The sequence below is a fragment of the Pelagibius sp. CAU 1746 genome, assembly GCF_039839785.1.
Lineage (GTDB): Bacteria > Pseudomonadota > Alphaproteobacteria > Kiloniellales > Kiloniellaceae > Pelagibius.
In genome coordinates, this window is the sequence record NZ_JBDOQT010000001.1 from 1,867,691 (window position 1) to 1,892,357 (window position 24,667).

Genomic DNA, 24,667 nt, shown 5'->3' on the forward strand with positions numbered 1-24,667 from the left:
GAAGGGAAGAGCCGGGGCCGTGACGGCCCCGGCTCGCCCAGATCAGCTCTTCGGCTTGATGAAGAATGCCAGGGTATCTTCGTCGAAACGCGGCTGGAAAATCACGCTGTTGGCCTTGGAAGCCCAGACGGTTTGCAGCTGCACAACGGAGATGTAGACGCGGTCGGCCATGGTCTCGACCATCGCCTGCTCATAGAGCTTGCGGCGGGGTTCGGGGTCCAGGGTCTTGGCACCTTCTTCCAGCAGCTTGTCGACCGTCTCGTTCTTGTACTCGATACGATTGTACGCGCCCATTTTCACTTCGGGGTCGTTCGAGTGGGCGAGGGAGCCCAGGGTGTAGGAGGCCTCGCCGGTCAGCGTGCCCCAGCCATTCATGAAGACCGAGTATTCAAGCCGGGCCTGGGCCGGGAAGTAGACGGTCTTGGAGATGGCGTTCACGTTGGTCTTGATGCCGACCTGGGTGAACATCTGTCCCAGACCCTGGCAGATCGCGGCATCGCCGGGCAGGCGGTCGGAGGTGCAGTAGAGGTCGATCTCGAAGCCCTCGGGATAGCCGGCGTCGGCCAGCAGCTTGCGGGCCCGCTCCGGGTTGTACTCGGGGGTTGCGATCTTGTCGGAGGAGCCGAAGAAGCCCGGCGGCATCATCTGGTTGGCCGGCTTGCCCAGGCCTTCCAGCACGATGTCGACCATGGATCGCCGGTCGATGGCCAGGTCGATGGCTTCGCGCACCTTGGCGTCGCGCAGCGGGTTCTTGTCCAGCTTGGAACCGTCCTTGGCACGCACCAGCGGCGTGTCGGCACGCTGGTCGAGCTGCAGGTTCATGATGTAGACGCTGTCGCCGACGATGGCGTCGACGCTCGAGTCGCGCTGCAGCGCCAGATAGTCGACGGAAGAGACGTAGTTGATCACGTCGACCTGGCCCGCCTTAAGGGCTGCGAGCCGCGAGCTGTCGTTCGGCATCTCCTTGCGGATCACCTTTTCCCAGGGACCCTTGCCGCGCCAGTAGCCGTCGAAGCGCTCCAGCACCAGGTCGCCCTTGGGCTCCCAGCTCACCAGCTTGTAGGGGCCTGTGCCGACGGCGGCGGGGCCGCCGTTGAAGCCCGCCGCGGCGGTTTCGGGGGTGGAGTAGTCCTTGGCCGCGTCGGAGCTGACGATGAAGAGGCGCACGAAGTCGTAGGGCAGCGTCGCCGCCGGGCCGTCGGTCTTGATATGGATGGTGTGGGGATCGACGATCTCCACCGCGGCGACCCGGCGCACGTAGATGGTGGTCGTCGTCGGGCCGCTGACCACGGGGATGCGCTCGATGGAGAACTTCACGTCCTCGGCGTCGAAGTCCGATCCGTCGTGAAACTTCACGCCTTCACGCAGCTTGAACTCCCAGGTCGTGTCATCCAGCGCCGTCCACGAGGTCGCCAGGCCGGGCTCGATCTGCAGATCGTCGCCGGACCACACAAGCGTGTCGTAGATGTGCTTTGCCGCTTCCGCGTGGCTGCCCAGCGCGGAGTAGTGCGGGTCCAGGGATTCCGGCCCGCCGCGCACACCCATCGTCAGTGTCTGCGCGACAGACAGCTCTGCCGATAGGGCGACACCCAGGGCAATGGCCGCGGATGCCAAGAGTCGTCTGGTGTTCATCGTACCCCCTGCTCCTTTTTTGCAGAATCTCGAAATAGTTCTGTATGGAACTTGATTTGCTAACGATGTTATGGAATATTCTCTATGTCAAGTTCTATATGGAACTAAATTTCTCTGGGCACATCGAGAGCGAACCGGATGCCGACGCAAATTGATCTCACAGCACCGGAAAGCCAGGGCGGCGTATCGGGAATGGATCGGATGACCGAAGCCAAGCTGTGGCGCAATCCCTGTCCCTTTGCCTTTCGCCTGAACTATCTGGCTTTGCATTACAACTCGGCTTGCTACGACTGGGTGCAGCAGACCGAAGGCCTCAGCCGTATCGAGTACGTGGTGATCTACTCCCTGGCGCTTTGCGAGGGCGGACAGGCGCGAGACATCGCGCAGTCTTCCGGCTTTCCCAAGAACAGCCTGTCGCGCGCCATATCGCGCCTGGAGGATCTGGGGCTGGTGACGCGGCGGCGGGATCCAAACGATGGCCGGTCGCAGGCGCTCTATCTTACCGAGGAAGGCGAGGCGCTGTTCCAGCGCACCTTGCCGGCGTTCGAGCTGCGCGAGAAAGAGATGTTGAAGGGTCTCAGCGAGGACGAGCTGCGCAGCCTGTCCCATCTGTTGGCCAAGGTCGTGCTGAATTGCGCGCCGCTGCCGGGCGAACTGCCCAGCGAATTTTATGAAAACCGTGACAAGCGTTCGAAGGGGACCAAACGCGCATGATGATCTCGGAAATGAATTGGATGGATGTCGAACGCCAGGTTGAGCGTGATACGCGCTGTATCCTGCCGATCGGCTCGACCGAGCAGCACGCTCAGTTGTCTCTCTGCGTCGACATGATCCTGGCCGAAAGGGTGGCCCGCGAGGCGGCGGAGCCGCTGGGCGTGCCGGTCTACCCGGTCATCCCCTATGGGCTTACGCCCTACTTCAGCGCTTATCCCGGAACGGTCACCCTGCGGGTGGAAACGCTGATGGCGCTGATGCGCGACGTCCTCCTGTCGCTGCGCCGCTCGGGCTTTCGCAAGATCCTCATCGTGAACGGCCACGGCGGCAACAACCCGGTCGGCCCCCTGGGACAGGAACTGATGGCGGAATGCGGCGACATCTCCGTGCGGCTGCACAACTGGTGGGCGGCGCCACGCACCATGGCGAAGGTGAAGGAGATTCATCCGATCGGCAGCCACGCCAACTGGATGGAGAACTTCCCCTGGACCCGGCTTCCCCATGCCGAGGCGCCGGAGGGCGAAAAGCCGGCTCCCGATATGGCCAAGATCCGCACCTTGCCGCCGGAAGATCTGAAAAATCATCTGGGCGACGGCAACTTCGGCGGCCCCTGGCAGCTACCCGACGAGCAGGTACTGGAACTCTGGAAAATCGGCGTTGAAGAAACGCGGGAGGCGCTGGAAGGCCCCTGGCCGGACTGGAACCGTTGACGTCCGTCTCACATCGAAAGGAAAGAGGCAGCGTGTCGGAAGAACCGATCCTGATCTGGGGTGCCGGGGCCATCGGCGGCATCCTGGGCGCCTACTGGGCCCGCTCCGGCCGGCCGGTACTGATGGTCGACATCGTGGCGGAACATGCCCGCGCCTGCAGCACCGATGGCCTGCAGATCGAAGGCCCCGTCGAAAGCTTCCGTCAGGTCGTTCCCTGCGTGGCGCCGGCCGAGGTGGAGGGACGCTACCGCCGCATCGTCTTGGCGGTGAAGGCGCAGGCGACCGAGGCGGCGGTGGGTCAGCTCTTGCCGCACCTCGCCGACGACGGCTTCGTGCTGTCGGCGCAGAACGGCCTCAACGAGCGCCGCATCGCCGCGCTGGCGGGCGCGGAGCGGACGATGGGCGCCTTTGTGAACTTCGGCGCCGACTGGCAGGCGCCGGGGCGCATTCTCTTCGGCAACCGCGGCGCGGTGGTGGTCGGCGAGATCGACGGGAGCCTGCGTTCCCGTACACGGGACATGCATGCGCTGCTCCGGCTTTTCGAGCCCGAGGCCGTGCTGACCGACAACATCTGGGGCTACCTCTGGGGCAAGCTCGCCTACGGCGCGATGCTCTTTGCCACCGCGCTGACCCCGGACAGCATGGCCGCCAACTTCGCCGATCCCGCCCGCGTGCCGCTGTTCATTGCGTTGGGGCGTGAAGTCATGGCGGTGGCCCGGGCCGAGGGCATTCAGCCGCTGGGCTTCAACGGCTTCGACCCTGCGGCCTACATGCCGGGCGCGGGCGAGGCTGCGGCGCGCGACTCCGTTGCCGCTTTGGCCGAGTTCAATTCCAAGACGGCGAAGACCCATTCCGGCATCTGGCGCGATCTTGCCGTGCGCAAGCGGCCCACCGAGGTCGACCCGCAAATCGGCATCATCGCGGAGATCGCCGAAGGGCACGGCATCGCAGTGCCGGTGCTGGCCCGCCTCGTCGCGTTGATCCACGACATCGAGGACGGACGCCGCCCGCAGTCCGCAGAGACCTTTGCCCTGCTGGCCGAGGCCCTGCCGACGGGAGCAGCGGGATGACGGTTGCCCTGGTTACCGGCGTGGTCGGCGGTATCGGCGCCGCCATCGCCCGCCGCCTTGCCGCGGACGGCTTCAGGGTCGCGGTTTGCGACCGGCCCGGCGCGGCCTTCGAGGAGGCCGCCGCCGCCCTCGCGATGCCGGCCTACGCCGCCGATCTCGGACGCCGCGAGGACGTGCAGAAGCTGGCTGCCGCGTTGCAGGAGGCGGAAGGCGCGCCGGAGGTTCTGGTGAACGCCGCCGGCGGCGTCTGCGGTCAGGTTCACCAGCCGGTCGACGAGGTGCCGGAGCGGGATTGGCGCGCGATCTTCGCGGCGAATACAGACAGCGCTTTCTTCCTGGCCCAGGCCCTGGCGCCGGCCATGAAGGCGCGCGGCAAGGGCCGCATCGTGACCATTAGTTCGGGGGCCGGCCTGCGGCCCAGCCTTACCCGCGTCCAGGCCTACACCGCCGCCAAGCATGCGCTCGTCGGGCTTACCCGGCAGCTTGCGCTGGAACTGGGACCCCGGGGCATCACCGTGAACTCGGTGGCGCCCGGCTTCGTGCTGTCGAACGAAGCGACCCGGCGCCAGTGGGAGAGTTATGGCGAAGAAGGCCAGCGCGCGCTGGTGGAGCGCATCCACCTGCGCCGTCTTGGCCGCCCGGAAGACATCGCGAATGCGGTGGCTTTCCTGGTCAGTGAAGAGGCGGCCTGGATCACGGGCCAGGTCTTATCGGTCGACGGAGGTCATACGTGACGGATTCAGAAGCGGCGGCGCGCGAAGACGCCGTCGTCGCACATTGCCGCGTGCGGCGGGAGGATTTTCGCCGACGCCTGAAGGATTATCTCGCCTGCCCCTCGGTCAGCACCGACCCTGACTACCGAGACGGCATGGCGGCGGCGCGCGATTTCCTGACGCAGCTCCTGGCTGGTACGGGCTTTTCGAACGTCCGGCAACTGGACGGCGGCGTCGGCGGCCATCCGGCGCTCTACGCCGAATGGCTCGGCGCGCCCGGCAAGCCAACTCTACTGGTCTACGGCCACTATGATGTCCAGCCGCCAGATCCGCTGGAGCTTTGGGACAGCCCGCCGTTTGAGGCGACCGAGCGGGACGGCCGGCTCTATGCCCGCGGCATCTCCGATGACAAGGGTCCCAGCATGATCGCGCTGGAAGCGCTGGGCGCTTTCCTGGCGGTCGAGGGCGGTCTGCCGGTGAACGTGAAAATTCTGCTGGAAGGCGAGGAGGAAACCGGTTCCCCCTCGCTACCCAATATCCTGATGCAGAACGCGGCGCTGCTTGCGGCCGACGCGATCCTCTCCGCCGACGGCGCGCGCTGGCGCGCCGACCTGCCGTCGGTGAACGTCGGCTCCCGCGGAAACGGCGGCTTCGAGATTACCCTGCGCACGGCCTCGACCGACCTGCACTCCGGCCGCTACGGCGGCGCCGTTCCCAACGCGCTGCACGAACTGAGCCGGTTGGTGGCCGGGCTGCACGATTCCGAGGACAGGGTGGCCGTGCCGGGCTTTTACGACGGCATCGAGATGCCGGACGAGAAGGCCCGGGCCGACCTGGCGGCCATTCCCTTCGACGGCGCGGCCTGGGCAGACGCCGTGGGCGCCCGCGAGAAGGGTGAAAGCGGCTACTCGACGCTGGAGCGGCTGTGGGACCGCCCGACCTTGGAGGTGAACGGCCTGTGGGGCGGCTACCAGGGCGCCGGCAGCAAGACCGTGATCCCCAAGGAAGCGCACGCGAAGTTCACCGCCCGCTTGGTGCCGGGGCAGGACCCGCAGCGTATTCTCGGGCTGCTGAAGGACCATCTGCGCGGGCTGTGTCCGCCCGAAGCGGAACTGACCTTCAGCGGCGACCGTGGCTGGACCAAGGCGTACCGCGTGCCTGCCCGGCACCCGCTGCTGGCGGCGGCCGAGGCGGCGCTGGAAGAGACTCTGGGCCGCAAGCCGCTGCGCGTGCGCATCGGTGCGACCTTGCCGCTCTCCGACCTGGTGCAGGAAGCGCTCGGCATCGATACGGTGATGTTCTCCTTCTCCACCTCCGACGAGTGCTTCCACGCGCCCAACGAGTTCCTGCGCCTCTCGGCCATCGAAGAGGGTGTCGCCGCCTGGGTCGCGATCCTGCGCAGGGTCGGCCAGCAGCAACCCGCGGCCTATGCGCCCTTCCGAAGGCGGTGATGCACCTTGCATGACGATAACCGCCGAGGTGCCCTGCTGCTTGCGCTAGCCGGACTGGTGTTCACCGGCGAGGTCAGCGTCGTGCGCTTACTGGGCGACGCGGCCAGCGACGGGCAGATCGTCTTCGCGCGGGCCGGGGTGCAGCTTCTCGCCGTCGCCGTCTGGATACTGCTTCGGAACCCGCAGCTTGTGAAGACGGGGCGGCCGGGGCTCCACCTGGCGCGCGGCATCACCAGCCTGATCTGCTGGTACTTCTACTACCGCAGCTTTCAGGTTCTCGACCTCGCGCTCGCCACCACGCTTACCTTCACCACCTCGCTCTTCGTCGTCGCGCTGGCGGGGCCGATCCTGAAGGAGCAGGTCGGCGCGCGGCGCTGGATCCTGACGATGGTGGGCTTCGGCGGTGTGGCGCTCGCCAGCGGCATTGCCGATGTCGGGACGTCCGTCTTCAACGTCGGCATCGTCTACAGCTTGATCGCCGCGCTGGCGGCGGCGGTCCTGGTGTTCCAGAACCGGGTCCTGGCGCGCACCGAGGCGACGCCGACGATCATGTTCTACATTGGCCTTGTCACCACAGCCGGCGCGTTGCCGGGACTGATCGAGGCTTGGCATCCGTTGGCGCCCGCCGCTCTCGGCATGTTGGCGCTGTCCGGCGGGCTCGGCACCCTCGGCATGGTGCTGACCGTCGAGGCATACCGTGTCGGCGAGGTCTCGGCGCTGGCGCCTTTCCCCTATCTGCGCCTGGTCTTCTCTCTCGCTGCCGGAATCCTGTTGTTCGGCGAATACCCCACTTTCGGCGTGCTGTGCGGCGCCGTGGTGATCGCCGGCTGCGCGCTGGCGGTGCGCAGCGGAGAGCCGCGCCGTCGGGGCCTCTCCTCACCGATGCGTTAGAGAGAAGACGGCGCTGCGAGCCTGAGATTGGAGATCAAGCGGGGCCTGTCCGTTCTGGCTCGGCAAGACGGCATTGGGATCCAAGCTGTGTCTTCCAGGAGATCGAGATTTCGGTACCTGCCGCATGCCTGCGGCGTTCGGTTGGAGAGGCCGTTTGAGCTTTTGTGCTAAGTTCGCTTCAGCCGCTGCCTCTCAGTCACTCTTGGAAAGTTGATCCCCCATGTCCCTCTTCAGCGTTCTCCTGAACCTTCTCTGGATTCTCTTCGGCGGGCTGTGGATGTCGCTGGCCTGGGGGATCGCGGGGGTGCTCATGGCGATCACCGTCATCGGGCTGCCCTGGGCGCGGGCGGCTTTCAACATCGCCGGCTATTCGCTGCTGCCCTTCGGGCGCGTGGCGGTGGCGCGCGAGACGGTGACGGGAGAAGAGGATTTCGGGACCGGTCCGCTGGGTACGCTGGGCAACCTCATCTGGCTGCTCCTCGCCGGCTGGTGGCTGGCGCTGGGGCACATCGTCACCGCTCTGGCCCTGGCGATCACCCTCATCGGCATTCCCTTCGCCTGGGCGCACCTGAAACTGGTGCCGCTCTCGCTCTGGCCGATCGGCAAGACGATCCTCGACCGTGACGCGGCCGGGCGGCTGCGGCAGGGGCGCTAATCGTGTGAAACCGATCTGCCTCAAAGGTATAGAGCAGAGTCACAGGGCCGGTGGGTCGCCTTGGGCGAGTCAAGCCGACCCCGGTCTGCACTAGGCGACCACCGCCGCCCGCAGGCGCGCTTCCACCTCCATCGCCCGTGCCACCAGGGCCGGGTCGGCGCCACGCGCGTCGGCGCGCGGCGGGGACGGAGCCCTGAAAAGGGCTGCCGCCGCGTCCAGTTTGCCGCCGGCATCCACGTCCAGGCGGGCGCAGAGATCGGCCAGGGCGGCGCGCCCGCCCGCGCAGGTGTCCTCGTAGGACAGCAGGAGGATTCGTTCGGGGTTGCCGGCCTGCCGTCCGGCGATATGCGCGAAGGCGGCGATCCAGTAGGCGAGCCAGTAGTCGAGGCCCCCGGGATCAAGGCGCTGCCGGTCGCGGCCTTTGGCGAGCTCGGCCCGACCGGGAAAGGCGATGGGACGGTGCAAGGCACCGAACTCGTAGTGGCCGATGTCGGCCATGTAGCGGCGCGCGAAGGGCTCCTGGTCGTGCAGGGCAAGGAAGTTCTCGTGCTGGCGCAGCAGAGAGGCGGCGTGCTCCAGCGGCCGGCGGAAGGGGATCACGATTTTCGCGCCGGGGAACATGGCCGTGATGAGGTCCAGGCGCGCGATGTTGCCGTTGTTCTTGGAGAGGTAGCGCCCGCATTGCGCTTCGCCACCGTTTTCCTGCGGGGGACGGCGCAGGGCGACGATCTTCTTCAGGTGCTCGGCGAAGAAGGCGGCGGCTTCGTCCTTGCCGTCGCCGGCGCGCCACAGGTCGATGCCGCCGTCGTGGTACTTCTCCGGCCAGAAGGCGTGCCATAGGACTTCCTCGAAGGCCTCGGGACTGTCGAAACCGATCTCCATGCCGTCGCCGTGGGCGCGCTCGGCGAGCTCGGCGCGCTTGCGGAAGGCGCCGCTGAGCCGCGCCCAGACCATCGGCGCCATGACGAAGGGCATGTCGCGGTAGCGGTGGGCGGCGAAGACGGGAAAGCGATGCAGCACCTCCAGCAGCAGCGTGGTGCCGGCGCGCGGCAGCGAGGCGATGAAGACCGGATGCTCCGCCGTCACCTTGCGAAGCTCGGCCGCATAGAGCCTGCTCTCCAGGTCCGCCGCCGTCAGTTGCAGGCCCGGCACCCCGAAGGCGAGCCGGTGCAGGCAGCGGTCGAGGAGGGTGTAGTTCAGCGTGAAGGCCATAACCGGGTCCAGAGAAGATAGGCGGCGAGCAGCGCGAGGGAGACGGCCAGGATCACGTCCCAGCGCGCCAGGAAGAGCAGGATAGTGTCGCGCGGCGCCAGGCCCAGCGCGTCGGCGATCCAGATCGGCAGCAAGGACGCGATGAGGGCCAGGAGGCTGCGGCCGAGGATGGAGAAAAAGAGTCGGAGCAGCTTCAGGGAGGCGCGCTGGACTTCCTTCTCCCGCGCCTCTTCGTCGAGCGCGGTGTCCCGCATCGTGGCGAAGGCGCCGCGGGTAACGGCCAGCGCGGCGGCGGCCCTGGACGGGATACCGAGCAGCCAGAACGCCGCGACGAAGATGCAGATCGAGGCGAGAGCGACGGCGGCTGTCATCGGGCCGAGGGAGACTCGCGGTCTTTCTTGGCTTCGCGCATCTTGCGGCGCAGCCGCTTGATCGGATACCAGACGAAGCCCACGACCATCAGCGCGACGGCGCCGAGCAGCGCGACCACCGTGCCGATGGCGGAAATGCCGGCGCCGGGACCGATGTAGGCCTCGGCGGCCTGCGGAACGGCGGCCAGAAAGGCGGCCAGAAAGGCGGTGAGTGCCAGAGCGCAGAAGGTTCCTCGAAGCATGGGGACGTTCTCCTCAGGTTGCCGGGCCTAGCTGCCGCAGGACCACTCTGTGACGTTGAAATAGCTCTGCGGATAGGCGCGCGCCTCGGTCACTTCGGCGACCTGCCCGGCGCTGTAGCGGTTGACGAATTCCCAGACCACTTTGCCCTCGGCGTCGGTCTCGAACGCCCGGCCGCCCTCGAACTCGGTGATCAGGAGGCCGCCGCCGGGCCGCAACTCCACCTTGCCGCGGATAACTGTCAGCATCTTCTGATCCTGTCCGTCGCCGTAGATCGTCTCGTAGCGACCGCTTTCGGGATCGATCTCGATGACGTTGGAGCCGGTTGCGTAGGCGACCGGAGATTTCTCCTCGGAAGTCGGGTAGGCGGTCTTGTAGACATTGTTGTTGAAGACCACGATGGTGCCGCCGGGCTTGAACTCGGGGTCGTGCTGGCGCAGCCAGGGGCCGACGCGCCACCACTTCACTTGGCCGCCGGTGGGGTCCATCACCAGGACCAGGTTGGAATCGCGGATCGAAAGTGCCAGATCGCCCGCTTCGAACAGCGGGAAGTCCTCGGCCAGCGGCGCAGGCAGTTCCTGGATCTTGTTGAGATGAATGATCTCGCCGTTCCAGAACGCCCAGGGCGCGAAGGCATGCCCTGTCGCGGTGAGCAGCGGCTCCAGGCCGTTGTCGTACAGCACCTGGACGAGCGCGATCTCGTTCAGCACCTCGCCGTTCTGGGAGACGTGCAGCAGGGTGTCTTCGAGCAAGGGCGGTTGAAAGGGTGGGTAGGGCGTTGCGCCGTCGTCTTCCCAGTATCGCCGCGCGGGCACCCAATAGCCGCCACTGGCGCTGCGCTCGACGGAGTGGTGGGTCATCCGCGGCAGGGTCCAGAGAACTCGGCCGCAGCGATCGAGCTTGACGAGGCCCGAGTATTCGAGATTGAAGACCACCGAACCGTCCGGCTCGATCAGCGCGCCGTGAATATCGACGTTCCAGTCGCCGGCCGGCGGCCAGGGCAGATAGCTCGTATCCGGGATCAGATCGGAGAAGACGACCGGCCAGCGGGCGACGACGCCGCCGTCGCGCCGAATCAGCCGAAGCTGGTTGTTGCCCTCGAAGAAGCCCGAAAGGAGGACCAGGTCGCGCCCGCCGTCCGGAAGGTCGTTCACCGTGACGCCGTCGCCGTCATAGCGGGCGTCCTGCAGGAAGTGATCGGGCAGGACGCCGGTCAGGGTGAAGCGTTCCTCGTAGACCGTGACGACGCTGTCGCGGATGAAATAGGCCACCTCGCGCGGCGCCGGGTGGAAGACGCTGAAGGCGATTCCGGCGAGAAAGACGCTTATGACGCCCACGCTATTGAACAGGAATCTCGAGAGGTCGAAATCCTTCATCTGCAGCCTCCACCATCCGCAGCGCCGCTTGCCCCCTGGTTCGTCCGCCCGGCCTGGGGCGGCGGGACCAGGAAGTGAGGGTCAGCATAGCGCCATGGGGACGGCAATTGAGGGGGTGGCAAAAATCGTTCCGGTTGTGCGTTCTGGCCGTCTCCTAGAAATCCTGTTCGCGGGAGCGCAACAACTGCTCGCCGATATCGCAAGGCGGGCTTATCCGGGCATCGCCGTCGTCGATGAACTGGGCATCGACGAGCGGGGACTTGGCGAGCTGGGCGGATCGCGGCGGCGGCGCGGGCGGGCCGGCGATCTCCAGGATCAGCTTGCGGCGGATGGCGCTGGCGAAGGCGGTGAAGTCCTGCGCCACGACGATGAAGGCCGCGGGGCCGCCGATCACGCAGTCGCGATAGTAGAGATCCAAGTTGGGGATGTTGTAGCGCGAGAAAGGCCCGCTGCTCCGGTCGAGGATCGGCAGGCCGTTGATGGTGATTCCCTGGGCCACGGCGCGGTCGCGGGCGCGGGTCACCAGATCGCCCCAGTTGTTGGGGCCGTCACCCGAGACGTCGATCACCTCGCGTGTGCCCTCGAAGCCGTTGTCCTGGAACAGCCGGCTGCCGAAGTCGATGGCGCCGCTGATCGAGGTGTAGTGCGCCGGCCCCGGACGGCGCGCCGCCAAGGCCATGGCGAAGCGCTCCGCGGCGGCCGGGGAGTCGATCAGGGTCCAGTCGACGACGAGCCGGGTGTGCGCCGAGTTCGCCCATTCGAAATAGGTGACGGCGATCCGGCCGAGGATGCCGCCGCCGATGGCGTCCACCACCAGAGGATCGCGGAAGGCCTGGGCATAGCCTTGGCGTTGGAGCTGCGCCTCCTCGGAGTCGACGCTGAGTGAGACGTCGACGGCCAGCACCAACTCCAGGTCCACGGCGAGGCGGCGGTCGGTCTGGGCTTCCTGCCCCGGGCTTGCCGGGGCTTGTGCGTCAGCCGGAATCGGGGCGGCGGCGAGGAATAACGCCAGCAGGGCCGCGAGGGGACCTCCGATCCGTACCATCAACACCTCCTCCGGGTGGACGACCCCGCCAGCATGCCACCCTCCGCGGCCCCGGTCCAGATGGCCCGGCGCCCGCGGCTCGCCGCCGCTCCGCCGCGCCCGGGTGGATCATGGCGGTCGGAAAGCCGCCTTTTCGAAGCGATTCGCGGATCGGCATTAAGGCTTGGGAAAACTATATTAACCATTATGCGATACTAGAGCGGGGTGCGACGGTAAGAGATTGTTAAGGCCTATGGCATCGACCAGGACGTTGGAGATCGGCGGGCGCAGGATCGGCCCGGACGAACCCCCGTACATCATTGCCGAGATGTCCGGGAACCATAAAGGCGACATCCGCCGGACCTTCAGCATTCTGGAGGCGGCGAAGGCCGCCGGCGCGGATGCGGTGAAACTGCAGACCTACCGCGCCGACACCATCACCATCGACCACCACGGGCCGGAATTCATGGTCGAGGGCGGTCTGTGGGCCGGCCGGCGGCTCTACGAGCTCTACGAGGAAGCGCACACCCCCTGGGAATGGCATCCGGAGATCTTCGCCCGCGCACGCGATCTGGGGATCACGGTTTTTTCGTCGCCCTTCGATCCCACGGCGGTCGACTTCCTGGAGAGCCTCGACGCCCCCGCCTACAAGATCGCCTCGCCGGAGATCATCGACATCCCGCTGATCCGCAAGGCGGCGCGCAGCGGCAAGCCGATGATCATCTCGACCGGCATGGCGAGCCTCGAGGAGATCGAGGAAGCCGTCGCCGCGGCGCGCGGCGAGGGCAATGACGACATCGTCGTGCTTCACTGCACAGCGGCCTATCCGGCGCCGCCGGAGGAGGCCAACCTCGCGACCCTCGCCGACCTGAGGAAGCGCCTGGGCGTGACCGTCGGGCTTTCGGATCACACCCTGGGCACCACCGTCGCCACCATCGCCGTCGCCCTGGGGGCGGCGGTGATCGAGAAGCATTTTACCCTGGCCCGGGCCGACGGCGGAGTGGACAGCGCCTTTTCCCTGGAGCCGGCAGAGTTGGCGCGCCTGGTCGAGGAGTCCGCGGTCGCCCACGCCGCCGTCGGCGCGCCGGCCTATGAACCGACAAAGTCGGAAGCTTCGGTGCTGCGCAACCGGCGCTCGCTCTATGTGGTGGCACCGGTCGCCAGGGGAGAGACTCTCAGCCACGAGAACGTCCGCTCGATCCGGCCGGGCAACGGCATGAAGCCGAAGTACCTGGACGCGGTGATTGGCCGCAAGGCGGCGCGGGACCTGGCCTTCGGCGAGCCGCTGGATGTTTCCATGATCGAGGGCGGCCTTGCGGATGTCGTGGCGACATGAGCAGCGGCGCACTTACTTCCGTGGCGATCATCCCGGCGCGGGGCGGCAGCAAGCGCATTCCGCGCAAGAACATCCGCCCCTTCCGCGGCAGACCGATGCTGGCCTGGTCGGTCGCCGCGGCGCTGGAGGCCGGCGTGTTCGACGCGGTGATGGTCAGTACCGACGATGCGGAGGTCGCGGAGGTCGCGCGCTCCTGCGGTGCCGAGGTTCCTTTCCTGCGTTCGTCCGAGACTGCGGACGACCATGCGACGACCAGTGCCGTCCTGACCGAGGTTCTGGCGCGCTACCGCGACGCGGGGTGCAGTTTCGATCTCGCCTGCTGCCTCTACCCGACGGCGCCCTTCGTGCGTGCCGAGGATCTTTCCGCCGGCAAGGTGCGGCTGCTGGAAGAGGGATTCGACGTTCTGATGCCGGTCGCCGCCTTCAGCTACCCGATCTGGCGGTCCCTGAAGCGGGAGGAAGACGGGCGGGTGAAGCTGAACTTCCCGGAGAACCTCAATACCCGCTCCCAGGATTTGCCGGCCGCCTATCACGATGCCGGCCAATGGTACTGGTTCCGCACCGCCGCCTTCCTGCGCGACGGGGTCCTGATGGGATCGAACACCGGTTCCCTGGTGCTGCCGGCGGTGCGCGTCCAGGACATCGACAACGAGGACGACTGGGCCTTGGCCGAGCTGAAGCATGAGAGGATTTTCGGATGAACGACCCGCGTCTGAAGCGCAACCCGCTGGGTTTTCTGGAGGTGGTGTCGCGGCCGAGCGAGGATGAACTCTCGGACTACTACGCGCAGACCTATTACCAGCAGGAAAAAAGCAGCTACCGCAAATCCTACCCGCCGGATGAACTGGCGGTCATCGACCTGCGCATCGCCCAGCGCGCCGCCCGCGCCCTGGAACTGCTGCATCGCGACGGACCGGGCAACCTGCTGGACGTGGGCTGCGGCGAGGGTTTCGTCCTGGCGGCCTTCGCCAAGCAGGGCTGGACGGTGGCCGGCGTCGACCACAGCCGGGCCGGTGTCGAGTCCATGAACCCGGATTTCGCCGACAAGGTGGAGCAGGGGGACCTCTTTGCGTTGCTGCGCCGGCGCATCGAGGCCGGCGAGCGCCACGACCTGGTCTGGCTGGGCAATGTGCTGGAGCACGTGCTCGACCCGCTGGGCCTGCTGGACTCGCTGCGTTCCCTCGTCGCCCCCGGCGGCCTGCTGGTCGCCACGGTGCCGAACGACGGCAATGCCTACCACGAGGATCTGCTGGCCGGCGGGGCGATTCCGGAGCGCTTCTGGATCGCCATTCCCGACCACATGTCCTATTTCACCATCGACAGTCTGCGGCGCACCGCCGAGGCGACCGGCTGGGATTGTCTCGACGTGCAGGCCGATTTCCCGATCGACCTGTTCCTGGCGCACGAAGGCTCGAACTACGTCCGCGACCGATCGCAGGGCGGCGCCGCGCACCGCGCCCGTCTGCAGCTGGAGCGGATCGTCGGGGCGGCAGGCATCGAGGCGGCCAACCGTTTCTATTCCGCCCTGGCCGACGTGGGGCTGGGACGGAACATCACCGCGTTCATGCGGCCCAAGGCTTGAGGGGAATTCCATGACGGCCAAGAAAGAGATCCGGACGCTGGTGGGCTCGACCCGGAGCGAGACCGACCGCAAGCAGGACCTGGTCGACAAGCTGCGGGGCGCGCCGATCCCCGACGCCGAACTGCTGGACAACATCGGGTTGTTTCTGACCCGGCAGACCCTGTCGCGCATCAACTTCATGCAGAAGCTCTACGAGATGATCGTGCCTGTGCACGGCGTCATCATGGAGTTCGGCGTGCGCTGGGGTCAGAACATGGCCCTGTTCTCCTCGCTGAGGGGCATCCACGAGCCTTACAACCACAACCGCAGGATCATCGGCTTCGACACCTTCGAGGGCTTTCCCGCGGTGGCGCCCCAGGACGGCGGCCACGCCAAGGCCGGCGACTACAGTGTTTCGGAAGACTGGGCGGCGGAGCTGGAGTCGATCCTGGATTTCCACAACGCCAATTCGCCGATCCCGCACAAGCGGAAGTTCGAGCTGGTGAAGGGCGATGCGACGCAGGCGCTGCCGGCCTATCTGAAGGAGCACCCCGAGACCATCGTGGCGCTGGCCTACTTCGACTTCGACATCTACAAGCCGACGCGCGATTGCCTGGAGGCAATCCAGCCGCACCTGACCAAGGGCAGCGTGCTGGCTTTCGACGAGCTGAACATGCCGGAGTTCCCGGGCGAGACCCTGGCCCTGAAGGAGGTGCTGGGGCTGTCGCGCTACGCCATCCGGCGCGATCCGGCGAGCCCGCTGACCTCCTATCTGGTCGTGGAATGAGCAAGGCCGGCCTCAGCGCAGCACAGGCGGAGGGCGGCGGGGGCTACCGCTGCATGCCGCGCGCGGAGATCGCCGACGGCCGCTATGCGGTGCGCGCGGTCGAGCCGGCGCACATCGAGGCGATCCGCCGGTGGCGCAACGCCCAGATCGACGTGCTGCGCCAGGCCGCCCCGATTTCGCCGCAGCAGCAGGCGGACTACTATGCGCGGGAGATCTGGCCAACGAAGCAAGCGGCCGAACCGCGCAACATCCTGTTGATCTATCTGGAGGACGGCGAGCCGATCGGCTACGGCGGGCTGGTCCACATCGCCTGGGAACACCGCCGCGCGGAGATATCCTTCCTGCTGGATCCGGCGGTGCCGCGCAGCGACGCGGAACTGGGCGCGCTCTTCGCGCAGTTCCTGAAGCTGATGAAGGAGCTGGCCTTTCGTGACCTGGGCTTCATCCGCCTGCATACCGAGACCTACGCCATCCGCCATGTCCACATCGCGACGCTGGAGGCCTGCGGTTTCCGGCGCGAAGGCTGCCTGCGCCATCACGTAATCATCGGCGGGCGCCCGACGGACGCCCTGCTGCACGGCTGCCTGGCCGGCGACGACGCGGCGGAGTGACGCCTGTGGGCGGCCCGGCGGCAAACATCCTGATCACCAGCGCGGCCCGCAAGGCGCCGCTGGTCCGCGCCATGAAGGCGGCGGCCGCCCGGGCCGTGCCCGGTGCCGCTGTGATCGCCGGTGACATCGACCCGCAGGCTCCGGCGCGCTACGTCGCCGACGGCTTCTGGCAGCTGCCCCGCCTTAACGGCACCACGCCGCAGAGCCTTATGGAAGGCTGCCGCCAACGTGGCATCGGCACCGTGCTGCCGACGCGCGACGGGGAACTGGCTTTTTGGGCAGAGGCCAGGACACTGTTCGCCGAGGCCGGGATCGATGTCATCGTTTCGGCGCCGGAAAGCGTCGGGTGCTGCCTCGACAAGCTGGCCTTCGCGGACTTCGGGCAGGCGCGGGGCCTGCCCTTCATCCCGGCGGCCACGGCCCTCGACGGGCTGGTGGGGGAGCGTTTCGTCGTGAAGGAACGCTTCGGCGCCGGGTCACGGAGTATCGGGATCGACCTGCCGCGCGCGGCCGCGCTGGATCACGCCCGCGGCCTGGAAGCCCCGATCTTTCAGCCCTTCGAGCCCGGCGGAGAAATCAGTATAGACGCCTGGATGGATCGTTCCGGCGTGCCGCGCGGCCTCGTCCTGCGCCGCCGCGACTGCGTGGTCGGCGGGGAGTCCCAGATCACTACGACGTTTCGCGACGCCGCGCTGGAGGCCGCCGCCCTTGAGGTGCTCGGTGCGCTGGACCTGCGCGGTCCCGCCGTGATGCAGGCCATCGTTCCACCCGGCGGCGGGCTGCGGGTCATCGAGTGCAACTGCCGCTTCGGCGGCGCCTCGACCGCCTCTATCGCCGCCGGCCTGGACATGCTCTATTGGAGTCTCGCCGAGCGGCACGCTCCGGACGCCGCCCCCGCGTTCCACCGCATCGAGGGCGAACTGCGCCAGGTGCGGCTGCCCGAAGACGTGGTCCTGCATGATTTTGATCTTTGATCTCGACGACACGCTCTACGACGAGCGCAGTTACGTGGAGAGCGGGCTGCGGGCCGTCGCCGACCACACGCAACGGGTCTTCGGCTGGGACTCCGCCGAGTCTTTCGGGTTCATGGTCGAGGTGCTGGAGGCCCAGGGGCGCGGCCGCATCTTCGATGCCCTGCTGGAGCGCTACGGCAAGCGGACGCAGGGCGGTGTCGAGGCCCTGGTGAAGGCCTACCGCCATCACAAGCCGTCGCTGTCGCTGTTCCCGGCGGCCCGGCGGGCGCTCGAGCGCTACGAAGGCGGCGCGCCGCTCTATCTGGTGACCGACGGTCACAAGGTCGTCCAGGAGAACAAGGTCGAGGCTCTGGGCCTCTGGCCCCGTTTCAGGCGGGTGATGATCACCCACCGTTTCGGCCTGCGTCACGCCAAGCCGTCGACTTACTGCTTCGAGCGGATCCGCGCCGCCGAGGGCTGCGGCTGGGGCGACATGGTCTATGTGGCCGACAACCCCGCCAAGGATTTCGTGAACCTGAACAGGAAGGGCATGCCCACGGTGCGGGTTCTGACGGGGCTGCACCGCGATGTCGAGGCCAAACCCGGCTACGACGCGCGCTACCGGATCGGTGATCTGGATGCGCTGCCGGGCACGCTGGACGAGATTTTCGCGGGCTAAGCGGCCGCCCCGGCCGGCTTCGGCAGGGCGCGGCTGCGGGGCGCCGCTAGGAATGCCGGTCCCGCCGCCGCGGCAGGCGGCTGCGTGGCGGCCACTTATGTTATTGCGCCGAATAGGGTACTATTCGGCGCCCGCTGCGGCAAAAGCGCCCAGCGACAAGGCGTCGGCTTCGCACCATCCACTTCGGGTGGCAGTCTGCGGCTTCTCTGTGAACGGCAGTTGAGGGTCGCCCTGGCATGTTCGATCTCTTTGACGCTCTCACCCTGGCGCGGGCGCAGTTCGCCTTCACCGTCTCGGCACACATCATCTTTCCCGCCTTCACCATCGGCCTGGCCAGTTATCTCGCCGTGCTGGAGGGCCTCTGGCTGTGGACGCGGGATGGCCGCTACATGCAGGTCTTCGCCTACTGGAAGACGATCTTCGCCGTTGTCTTCGGCATGGGTGTCGTCTCGGGCATCGTCATGAGCTACCAGTTCGGCACCAACTGGAGCGTCTTTTCCGACAAAACCGGCCCGATTCTCGGCCCCCTGATGGGCTACGAGGTGTTGAGCGCCTTTTTCCTGGAGGCCGGCTTTCTGGGCGTCATGCTGTTTGGCGAGAAGCGGGTCGGCGAGAAGCTGCACTTCTTCGCCACGCTGATGGTCGCGGTCGGCACGCTGTTCTCCGCCTTCTGGATCCTCTCGGTGAATTCCTGGATGCAGACCCCCGCCGGCTACGGTGTGAACGAGGTCGGTCAGTTCGTGCCGACCGACTGGTGGGCGGCGGTCTTCAACCCCTCCTTTCCCTACCGCTTCGTCCACATGGTGCTGGCCGCCTATTTGACCACGGCTTTCGTGGTCGGCGGCGTCGGAGCCTGGCATCTTCTGCGCGACCGGGACAACCGCGGCGCGCGCCTGATGTTCTCCATGGCCATGTGGATGGCCCTCGTGGTCGCCCCGCTGCAGGTGCTGGCCGGCGACATGCACGGCCTCAATACCCTGGAGCACCAGCCGGCCAAGATCGCCGCCATGGAAGGCCATTGGGAAACCCGGCAGGGGGCGCCGCTGATCCTCTTCGGCCTGCCCGACGACGAGGCGGAGGAGACGCGCTACGCCCTCGAGGTGCCCCATCTCGGCTCGCTGATACTGACCCATGAATGGAACGGCGAGGTGAGGGGGCTCAAGGCCTGGCCGAAGGACGAGCGTCCGCCCTCGGCCGTGGTGTTCTGGAGTTTCCGCGTGATGGTCGCGCTCGGCTTCGCCATGGTGGGACTCGGCCTATGGAGCGCGGTCCTGCGCCTGCGCGGGCGCCTCTATGCGTCGCCCTGGCTGCATGCCGCCGCCGTGGTCATGGCGCCAGCCGGTTTCGCTGCCGTGCTGGCCGGCTGGGTGACGACGGAGGTTGGGCGTCAGCCCTGGACGGTCTACGGCCTCTTGACCACCGCGCAGTCGTCCTCGCCGCTCGATGCCGCAGCGGTGGGCGCCTCGCTGCTCGCCTTCATCCTGGTCTATTTCGCGGTTTTTGGCGCCGGCACCTTCTACGTCCTGCGGCTGATGGCCCGCCCGCCCGGTGCCAAGGTCGCGGAGGATCAGGGGCCCCTGCGCGCCGCCGGGATCACCCCTGGGCCCGCCATGGCGGCCCCCGGCCCCCGACGGGCCGAGTGAGGAGGCGCGGCCGATGGAACTGGACCTTCCTTTCATCTGGGCTGCTCTGATCGCCTTTTCGGTGCTGGCCTATGTGGTGCTGGACGGATTCGATCTGGGCATCGGTATCCTCTTTCCGCTGATCGGCGAAGGCCGCGACCGCAGCGTGGCGATGAACTCGGTGGCGCCGGTCTGGGATGGCAACGAAACCTGGCTGGTGCTGGGCGGCGGCGGCCTCTTCGCGGTCTTCCCGCTGGCTTATGCGACCATCCTTCCGGCGCTCTACGCGCCGCTCATCGCCATGCTGATAGGCCTGATCTTCCGCGGGGTTTCCTTCGAATTCCGCCACCGCACCCGGCGCGGCAGGTTCCTTTGGGATTGGGGTTTCGCCGGCGGCTCCTTGCTCGCCGCCTTCGCCCAGGGCATCACCCTGGGCGCACTGGTACAGGGCATCGAGGTGGCGGACCGCGCCTATGCCGGCGGCTGGTGGGACTGGCTGACCCCCTTCAGCCTGTTGACGGGCGTCGCCCTGGTGTTCGGTTACGCCCTTTTGGGCGCCACCTGGCTGGTGATGAAGACCGAAGGCCGGCTGCAGCGCCGGGCTACGGACTTTGCCTGGGTCAGTGCCGTCGCCACCCTGATTCTCATCGCCGTGGTCAGCCTGGCCACGCCCTTCCTGAACCCGGCATTCCTGGAGCGCTGGTTTGCCTGGCCGACGATGATCTTCAGTCTGGTGGTGCCGGCCCTGGTGGCGGCCTGCGCCTGGATGTTGTTCAGCGGGCTCACCGATCATCGGCCGCTGCGGCCTTTCCTGGCCGCGCTGGGGCTCTTCACGCTGTGCTATGCCGGCATCGGCATCAGCTTCTACCCCTACATCGTGCCGCCCAGCATCACCATCTGGCAGGCCGCGGCGCCGGATGCCAGCCTTGCCTTCCTGCTGGTCGGGGCCGCGGTGCTGATTCCTATCATCCTGCTCTACACAGGCTATGCCTACTGGGTGTTCCGCGGCAAGGTCGACCCAGAGGAAGGCTATCACCAGGACCACCCATGAACGCATTGCGCCGCTTGCTGTGGTTTGCCGCGCTCTGGGCCGCCGGAGTGCTGGTGGTGGCTGCCCTGGGGTTGCTCGTCAAGCTGGCCCTGGCCGCCTGAAACGCGCTGCGTGAGATGCATCGCTGAGCTGCCGCGCGCCGCATTGCGGCAACTTCCGCGCCATTGTAGTTTCGAGCCGGCGAGGGCGCGGTTCGGGAGCCTGAGCTTATCTTGCGGCTTTGCCCAAGGCCCCGCTGCGCTGGTCGGAAAGGTTCCGGATGAACAGAAGTCTTCTTTTGATTGCCGTTGTGGCCGCACTTGCGGCGGCCTCGGCGGGCTATCTCTGGTGGCGCGACAACCACGACCGGCTTCCCGACTATATCGCCAGCGGCAACGGCCGCATCGAGGCCGAGGAGGTCCAGGTCGCCACCAGATACGCCGGGCGTGTGGCCGAGGTGCTGGTGAACGAAGGCGACATGGTGGCGGCCGGTCAGGTGCTGGCGCGCATGGACACCGCCGAGCTGCGTGCCTCCCTGGCCGCCGCCCGGGCCAGCATCGCTCAGGCGCAGGAGAACGTCATCGAGGCGCGCGCCCAGATCGTGCAGCGGCAAAGCGAATTGAAGTTCGCGGAAGAGGAGCTGGCGCGCGCCGAAGCGCTGGTCGCCAAGGGCCATATCTCCAAGCAGCTTGCCGATCAGCGGCGGACCGAGCGCGATACCGCCAAGGCGGCTCTGGAGGCGGCCCGGGCGCGCCTGGCCAGCACCCAGCGCGCCGTCGAGGCGGCCGAGGCGCAGGCCGAGCTGATTCAGACCCAGATCGACGATTCGACGCTCACCGCGCCGCGCGAAGGGCGTGTGCAGTACCGCCTGGCGGAGCCCGGCGAGGTGTTGGCCAGCGGCGGACGCGTCATCACCCTGTTGGACCTGACCGACGTCTACATGACGATCTTCCTGCCGACGGCGCAGATCGGCCGCCTGCTGGTCGGCAGCGAGGCGCGCATCATCCTGGATGCCGTGCCGCAGTACGTGATTCCGGCTCAGGTTTCCTTCATTTCCGCCGAGGCCCAGTTTACCCCGCGCGAGGTGGAAACGCGCAGTGAGCGCGAGAAGCTGATGTTCAGGATCAAGGTCAAGATCGCGCCGGAGCTGTTGCGCGAGCACATCGAAAAGGTGCGCAGCGGCCTGCCCGGCGAGGCCTATGTCATGCTGGGCGGCGGCGGCGCCTGGCCGGAGCGCTTCGCCGTCAGCCTGCCTGCGGTCGCCGGGCAATGACCCGGGCCATGGCGGCTGCGGAGGCGCTGGCTGCGAGGCTGGAGGCCGTCTCCCATCGCTATGGTAAGACGGCGGCGTTGCGGGCCGTGTCGCTGGGCCTGCCGGCGGGCGGCATAACCGGCTTCATTGGCCCCGACGGTGTCGGCAAGTCGACCCTGCTGGCGCTCATCGCCGGGGCCCGCAAGATCCAGGAGGGCCGCGTCGAGGTGCTGGGCGGCGACATGGCCGCGCGCCGCCACCGCGAGGCGACGCAGCCGCGTATCGCCTACATGCCCCAGGGGCTCGGCAAGAACCTCTATATGGATCTCACGGTGGCCGAGAACCTGCACTTCTTCGGCCGTCTCTTCGGTCAGGGCGCCAAGGAGCGGCGCCGGCGCATCGACTCTCTGTTGAAGAGCACCGGGCTCGACCCCTTTCCCGACCGCCGCGCCGGCAAGCTTTCCGGCGGCATGAAGCAGAAGCTCGGTCTTTGCTGCGCGCTGATTCACGACCCCGACCTGCTGATCCTCGACGAACCGACCACCGGCGTCGATCCGCTGTCGCGCCGCCAGTTCTGGGAACTGATCGCGCGCATCCGCGGCGAACGTCCGGACATGGCGGTCCTGGTCGCCACTGCCTACATGAACGAGGCCGAGACCTTCGACAGCCTCGTGGTGATCAACGACGGGCAAGTGCTGGCCGCCGGCAGCCCGGCGGAGATAAAGCGGGCTCAGGGTGCGGCAACCTTGGAGGAGGCTTACATTGCCCTGTTGCCGGAGGAACGGCGCCGGGGGCATCGCAAGCTGGAGATTCCGCCGCGCCGGCGCCGCGACGGCGCGCCGGCCATCGTCGCTGAGGGCCTGACCCGGCGGTTCGGCCGTTTCACCGCCGTGGACGACGTCAGCTTCCAGATCGAGCGGGGGGAGATCTTCGGATTCCTGGGCTCCAACGGCTGCGGCAAGACCACGACCATGAAAATGCTGACCGGCCTGCTGCCGCCCAGCGAAGGCGAAGCCTGGCTGTTCGGCGAAAAGACCCGCTCCCACGACATCGCCTCGCGCAAGCGTGTCGGCTACATGTCGCAGTCCTTCTCGCTCTATGGCGAGCTTTCCGTGGAGCAGAACCTGCGGCTGCACGCACGCCTCTTTCATCTGCCCGCGCAGCGCATCGAGGCGCGCGTCGACGAGCTGATGGCCCGCTTCGAACTGGCGCACTATGCCGAATCGCTCTCCGGCGACCTGCCGCTGGGGGTCCGTCAGCGTCTGTCGCTGGCCGTCGCGGTGATCCACGAGCCGGAAGTGCTGATCCTCGACGAGCCGACATCCGGCGTCGACCCGATGGCCCGCGACGTGTTTTGGGAACTGCTGGCCGACCTGTCGCGCAATCAGGGCGTGACCATATTCATTTCCACCCATTTCATGACCGAGGCGCTGCGCTGCGACCGGGTCTCGCTGATGCACGCGGGCAAGGTCCTCGCCAGCGATACTCCCGATGCCCTGGCCGCCGCGCGCGGCGTCGCAACTCTCGAGGAAGCTTTCATCGCCTACCTGGAAGAGGCGACGGGGGACGGGGGAGCGGCAGCGGCGGCGCCGGAGAGGGTTTCTCCCCTGGGCGAGGGCAACGCCCCGCCTGCGGCGCGTCCGGCCTTCGGCTTCGACCTGCGCCGCCTGTTGGCCTACAGCCTGCGCGAGGGCCGGGAACTGTTGCGCGATCCGATTCGCCTCGCCTTCGCGCTGGCCGGCAACGCCTTCTTGCTGCTGGTCTTCGGCTACGGCATCACCTTCGACGTGGAGAACCTGACCTACGCCGCCTTCGACCGCGACAAGACGCCGGAAAGCCGGCGCTATCTCGAAGGCTTCACCGGCTCGCGTTACTTCGAGGAACGCCCCCCGATCGACAGCTACGAGGACATGGATCATCGCCTGAAGGCGGGTGACATCACCCTGGCGATCGAAATTCCGCCGGACTTCGGTAGGGATCTGCTGCGAGGACGTCAGCCGCAGGTCGCCGGCTGGATCGACGGCGCGATGCCGTTCCGCGCCGAGACCGTAAGGGGCTATCTGGAAGGCCTGCACCGGGGCTATCTCGCCGACTTGAGCCGGGAAAACCCGGACCTGGCGCCGCCGAGGCTGCCGGCCGAGATCCAGTCGCGCTACCGCTACAACCAGAATTTCGAAAGCGCGAACGCCATGGTGCCGGCGAACATCGTTCTTATGCTGGTTTTCATTCCGGCCATCCTCATGGCGCTGGGCGTGGTGCGGGAGAAGGAGCTGGGTTCGATCACCAACCTCTACGTGACGCCGGTCACCCGGCTGGAGTTCCTGCTCGGCAAGCAACTGCCCTACGTCGTTGTCGGCCTGGTGAACTTCCTGGTCATGACGGCACTGGCGGTATTTCTCTTCGGCGTAGCGGTCAAGGGCAGCTTCCTGGCATTGAGCCTTGGCGCGCTGCTCTTTGTGATCGCCACCACGGGGATCGGCTTGCTGGTTTCCTCCTTCACGCGCACTCAGGTCGCCGCGCTCTTCGGCACGGCCATCTTCACCATGGTGCCGTCGGTCCTGTTCTCCGGCATGATGCAGCCCGTGTCGTCCCTGGAAGGCGGTGCGGCGGTCTTCGGCAACGTCTTTCCGACGGGCTATTACATGACCATCTGCGTGGGGACCTTTACCAAGGCGCTGGGCTTCGCCGAACTGCGCGACAGCTTTCTGGCGCTGGCGATGTATTTTCCGGTGTTGACTGCGGTCAGCCTGCTGCTGCTGAGAAAGCAGGAGCTGTGA

At 67.1% G+C, this 24,667-nt stretch carries 24 protein-coding genes; 18 read left to right on the top strand and 6 right to left on the bottom strand.

The window, feature by feature from the left end:
- Positions 1-42: 42 nt before the first annotated feature.
- Entirely contained in the window at positions 43-1,632 is a 1,590-nt protein-coding gene (locus AAFN88_RS08815; protein ID WP_347519908.1) for an ABC transporter substrate-binding protein, read from the bottom strand.
- 201 nt (positions 1,633-1,833) lie between these two features.
- Between AAFN88_RS08815 and AAFN88_RS08820 the strand changes: the two genes are divergently transcribed.
- From AAFN88_RS08820 to AAFN88_RS08850, 7 genes are all read left to right on the top strand, one after another.
- Entirely contained in the window at positions 1,834-2,346 is a 513-nt protein-coding gene (locus AAFN88_RS08820) for a MarR family transcriptional regulator (protein WP_347519909.1), read from the top strand.
- Positions 2,343-3,056: a creatininase family protein gene (locus AAFN88_RS08825; protein ID WP_347519910.1), complete on the top strand. Its 714-nt coding sequence runs from the start codon at positions 2,343-2,345 to the stop codon at positions 3,054-3,056. Before AAFN88_RS08820 ends, AAFN88_RS08825 begins: the two co-directional genes overlap by 4 nt.
- Before the next feature lie 32 nt (positions 3,057-3,088).
- The gene (locus tag AAFN88_RS08830) at positions 3,089-4,126 is read left to right on the top strand and encodes a 2-dehydropantoate 2-reductase N-terminal domain-containing protein (RefSeq protein WP_347519911.1); all 1,038 of its coding nucleotides are present in this window, start codon (positions 3,089-3,091) and stop codon (positions 4,124-4,126) included.
- Positions 4,123-4,860: an SDR family oxidoreductase gene (locus AAFN88_RS08835; protein ID WP_347519912.1), complete on the top strand. Its 738-nt coding sequence runs from the start codon at positions 4,123-4,125 to the stop codon at positions 4,858-4,860. The genes AAFN88_RS08830 and AAFN88_RS08835 overlap by 4 nt, the downstream gene beginning before the upstream one ends.
- A complete protein-coding gene (locus AAFN88_RS08840; RefSeq protein ID WP_347519913.1) occupies positions 4,857-6,290 on the top strand; it encodes a dipeptidase in 1,434 nt (477 codons plus the stop codon). The genes AAFN88_RS08835 and AAFN88_RS08840 overlap by 4 nt, the downstream gene beginning before the upstream one ends.
- A gap of 6 nt (positions 6,291-6,296) precedes the next feature.
- Positions 6,297-7,181, top strand: a complete 885-nt coding sequence (locus tag AAFN88_RS08845; protein ID WP_347519914.1) for a DMT family transporter — start codon at positions 6,297-6,299, stop codon at positions 7,179-7,181.
- A 220-nt stretch (positions 7,182-7,401) separates the two neighbouring features.
- Positions 7,402-7,836 carry a YccF domain-containing protein gene (locus AAFN88_RS08850; RefSeq protein WP_347519915.1) on the top strand — a complete coding sequence of 145 codons (435 nt, stop codon included), beginning with the start codon at positions 7,402-7,404 and terminating at the stop codon, positions 7,834-7,836.
- Positions 7,837-7,926: 90 nt separating this feature from the next.
- On the opposite strand, the gene AAFN88_RS08855 is transcribed toward AAFN88_RS08850, so the two are convergent.
- The 5 genes from AAFN88_RS08855 to AAFN88_RS08875 form a co-directional block, all read right to left on the bottom strand.
- Entirely contained in the window at positions 7,927-9,048 is a 1,122-nt protein-coding gene (locus tag AAFN88_RS08855; RefSeq protein WP_347519916.1) for a sulfotransferase, read from the bottom strand.
- A complete protein-coding gene (locus tag AAFN88_RS08860; RefSeq protein ID WP_347519917.1) occupies positions 9,033-9,419 on the bottom strand; it encodes a hypothetical protein in 387 nt (128 codons plus the stop codon). Before AAFN88_RS08860 ends, AAFN88_RS08855 begins: the two co-directional genes overlap by 16 nt.
- Positions 9,416-9,661, bottom strand: coding sequence for a hypothetical protein (locus AAFN88_RS08865; protein ID WP_347519918.1), 246 nt, complete (start codon positions 9,659-9,661; stop codon positions 9,416-9,418). Before AAFN88_RS08865 ends, AAFN88_RS08860 begins: the two co-directional genes overlap by 4 nt.
- A gap of 27 nt (positions 9,662-9,688) precedes the next feature.
- On the bottom strand, positions 9,689-11,035 hold the full coding sequence (locus AAFN88_RS08870) for an arylsulfotransferase family protein (protein WP_347519919.1): 1,347 nt from the start codon (positions 11,033-11,035) through the stop codon (positions 9,689-9,691).
- Positions 11,036-11,189: 154 nt separating this feature from the next.
- The gene (locus AAFN88_RS08875; RefSeq protein WP_347519920.1) at positions 11,190-12,080 is read right to left on the bottom strand and encodes a DUF1194 domain-containing protein; all 891 of its coding nucleotides are present in this window, start codon (positions 12,078-12,080) and stop codon (positions 11,190-11,192) included.
- A 232-nt stretch (positions 12,081-12,312) separates the two neighbouring features.
- Between AAFN88_RS08875 and pseI the strand changes: the two genes are divergently transcribed.
- The 11 genes from pseI to rbbA all read left to right on the top strand — a co-directional run bounded on the left by pseI (position 12,313) and on the right by rbbA (position 24,667).
- Positions 12,313-13,395 carry a pseudaminic acid synthase gene (pseI, locus tag AAFN88_RS08880; RefSeq protein WP_347519921.1) on the top strand — a complete coding sequence of 361 codons (1,083 nt, stop codon included), beginning with the start codon at positions 12,313-12,315 and terminating at the stop codon, positions 13,393-13,395.
- Positions 13,392-14,096 carry a pseudaminic acid cytidylyltransferase gene (gene pseF, locus AAFN88_RS08885; protein ID WP_347519922.1) on the top strand — a complete coding sequence of 235 codons (705 nt, stop codon included), beginning with the start codon at positions 13,392-13,394 and terminating at the stop codon, positions 14,094-14,096. The genes pseI and pseF overlap by 4 nt, the downstream gene beginning before the upstream one ends.
- Complete coding sequence (locus AAFN88_RS08890; RefSeq protein WP_347519923.1) at positions 14,093-14,977, top strand: methyltransferase domain-containing protein; 885 nt, start codon at positions 14,093-14,095, stop codon at positions 14,975-14,977. The genes pseF and AAFN88_RS08890 overlap by 4 nt, the downstream gene beginning before the upstream one ends.
- Positions 14,978-14,987: 10 nt before the next feature.
- A complete protein-coding gene (locus tag AAFN88_RS08895) occupies positions 14,988-15,743 on the top strand; it encodes a class I SAM-dependent methyltransferase (RefSeq protein WP_347519924.1) in 756 nt (251 codons plus the stop codon).
- Positions 15,740-16,354 (top strand): GNAT family N-acetyltransferase, encoded by a 615-nt coding sequence (locus AAFN88_RS08900; protein ID WP_347519925.1) that lies wholly within the window; start codon positions 15,740-15,742, stop codon positions 16,352-16,354. The genes AAFN88_RS08895 and AAFN88_RS08900 overlap by 4 nt, the downstream gene beginning before the upstream one ends.
- Positions 16,351-17,328, top strand: coding sequence for an ATP-grasp domain-containing protein (locus AAFN88_RS08905; RefSeq protein ID WP_347519926.1), 978 nt, complete (start codon positions 16,351-16,353; stop codon positions 17,326-17,328). The genes AAFN88_RS08900 and AAFN88_RS08905 overlap by 4 nt, the downstream gene beginning before the upstream one ends.
- Complete coding sequence (locus AAFN88_RS08910; RefSeq protein WP_347519927.1) at positions 17,312-17,986, top strand: HAD family hydrolase; 675 nt, start codon at positions 17,312-17,314, stop codon at positions 17,984-17,986. Before AAFN88_RS08905 ends, AAFN88_RS08910 begins: the two co-directional genes overlap by 17 nt.
- A gap of 236 nt (positions 17,987-18,222) precedes the next feature.
- Positions 18,223-19,629, top strand: a complete 1,407-nt coding sequence (locus AAFN88_RS08915) for a cytochrome ubiquinol oxidase subunit I (protein ID WP_347519928.1) — start codon at positions 18,223-18,225, stop codon at positions 19,627-19,629.
- A 13-nt stretch (positions 19,630-19,642) separates the two neighbouring features.
- Positions 19,643-20,659: a cytochrome d ubiquinol oxidase subunit II gene (gene cydB / locus AAFN88_RS08920; RefSeq protein WP_347519929.1), complete on the top strand. Its 1,017-nt coding sequence runs from the start codon at positions 19,643-19,645 to the stop codon at positions 20,657-20,659.
- 277 nt (positions 20,660-20,936) lie between these two features.
- Entirely contained in the window at positions 20,937-21,911 is a 975-nt protein-coding gene (locus AAFN88_RS08925; protein WP_347519930.1) for an HlyD family efflux transporter periplasmic adaptor subunit, read from the top strand.
- Positions 21,912-21,919: 8 nt separating this feature from the next.
- The gene (rbbA, locus tag AAFN88_RS08930; protein ID WP_347519931.1) at positions 21,920-24,667 is read left to right on the top strand and encodes a ribosome-associated ATPase/putative transporter RbbA; all 2,748 of its coding nucleotides are present in this window, start codon (positions 21,920-21,922) and stop codon (positions 24,665-24,667) included.

What these genes read in the sequence shown, in the direction of transcription:
- AAFN88_RS08815 (WP_347519908.1), bottom strand. Translation starts at nt 1,632, where the DNA reads ATGAACACCAGACGACTCTTGGCATCCGCGGCCATTGCCCTGGGTGTC.
- AAFN88_RS08820 (WP_347519909.1), top strand. Translation starts at nt 1,834, where the DNA reads ATGACCGAAGCCAAGCTGTGGCGCAATCCCTGTCCCTTTGCCTTTCGC.
- AAFN88_RS08825 (WP_347519910.1), top strand. Translation starts at nt 2,343, where the DNA reads ATGATGATCTCGGAAATGAATTGGATGGATGTCGAACGCCAGGTTGAG.
- AAFN88_RS08835 (WP_347519912.1), top strand. Translation starts at nt 4,123, where the DNA reads ATGACGGTTGCCCTGGTTACCGGCGTGGTCGGCGGTATCGGCGCCGCC.
- AAFN88_RS08850 (WP_347519915.1), top strand. Translation starts at nt 7,402, where the DNA reads ATGTCCCTCTTCAGCGTTCTCCTGAACCTTCTCTGGATTCTCTTCGGC.
- AAFN88_RS08855 (WP_347519916.1), bottom strand. Translation starts at nt 9,048, where the DNA reads ATGGCCTTCACGCTGAACTACACCCTCCTCGACCGCTGCCTGCACCGG.
- AAFN88_RS08860 (WP_347519917.1), bottom strand. Translation starts at nt 9,419, where the DNA reads ATGACAGCCGCCGTCGCTCTCGCCTCGATCTGCATCTTCGTCGCGGCG.
- AAFN88_RS08865 (WP_347519918.1), bottom strand. Translation starts at nt 9,661, where the DNA reads ATGCTTCGAGGAACCTTCTGCGCTCTGGCACTCACCGCCTTTCTGGCC.
- AAFN88_RS08870 (WP_347519919.1), bottom strand. Translation starts at nt 11,035, where the DNA reads ATGAAGGATTTCGACCTCTCGAGATTCCTGTTCAATAGCGTGGGCGTC.
- AAFN88_RS08875 (WP_347519920.1), bottom strand. Translation starts at nt 12,080, where the DNA reads ATGGTACGGATCGGAGGTCCCCTCGCGGCCCTGCTGGCGTTATTCCTC.
- pseI (WP_347519921.1), top strand. Translation starts at nt 12,313, where the DNA reads ATGGCATCGACCAGGACGTTGGAGATCGGCGGGCGCAGGATCGGCCCG.
- pseF (WP_347519922.1), top strand. Translation starts at nt 13,392, where the DNA reads ATGAGCAGCGGCGCACTTACTTCCGTGGCGATCATCCCGGCGCGGGGC.
- AAFN88_RS08890 (WP_347519923.1), top strand. Translation starts at nt 14,093, where the DNA reads ATGAACGACCCGCGTCTGAAGCGCAACCCGCTGGGTTTTCTGGAGGTG.
- AAFN88_RS08895 (WP_347519924.1), top strand. Translation starts at nt 14,988, where the DNA reads ATGACGGCCAAGAAAGAGATCCGGACGCTGGTGGGCTCGACCCGGAGC.
- AAFN88_RS08900 (WP_347519925.1), top strand. Translation starts at nt 15,740, where the DNA reads ATGAGCAAGGCCGGCCTCAGCGCAGCACAGGCGGAGGGCGGCGGGGGC.
- AAFN88_RS08910 (WP_347519927.1), top strand. Translation starts at nt 17,312, where the DNA reads ATGATTTTGATCTTTGATCTCGACGACACGCTCTACGACGAGCGCAGT.
- AAFN88_RS08915 (WP_347519928.1), top strand. Translation starts at nt 18,223, where the DNA reads ATGTTCGATCTCTTTGACGCTCTCACCCTGGCGCGGGCGCAGTTCGCC.
- cydB (WP_347519929.1), top strand. Translation starts at nt 19,643, where the DNA reads ATGGAACTGGACCTTCCTTTCATCTGGGCTGCTCTGATCGCCTTTTCG.
- rbbA (WP_347519931.1), top strand. Translation starts at nt 21,920, where the DNA reads ATGGCGGCTGCGGAGGCGCTGGCTGCGAGGCTGGAGGCCGTCTCCCAT.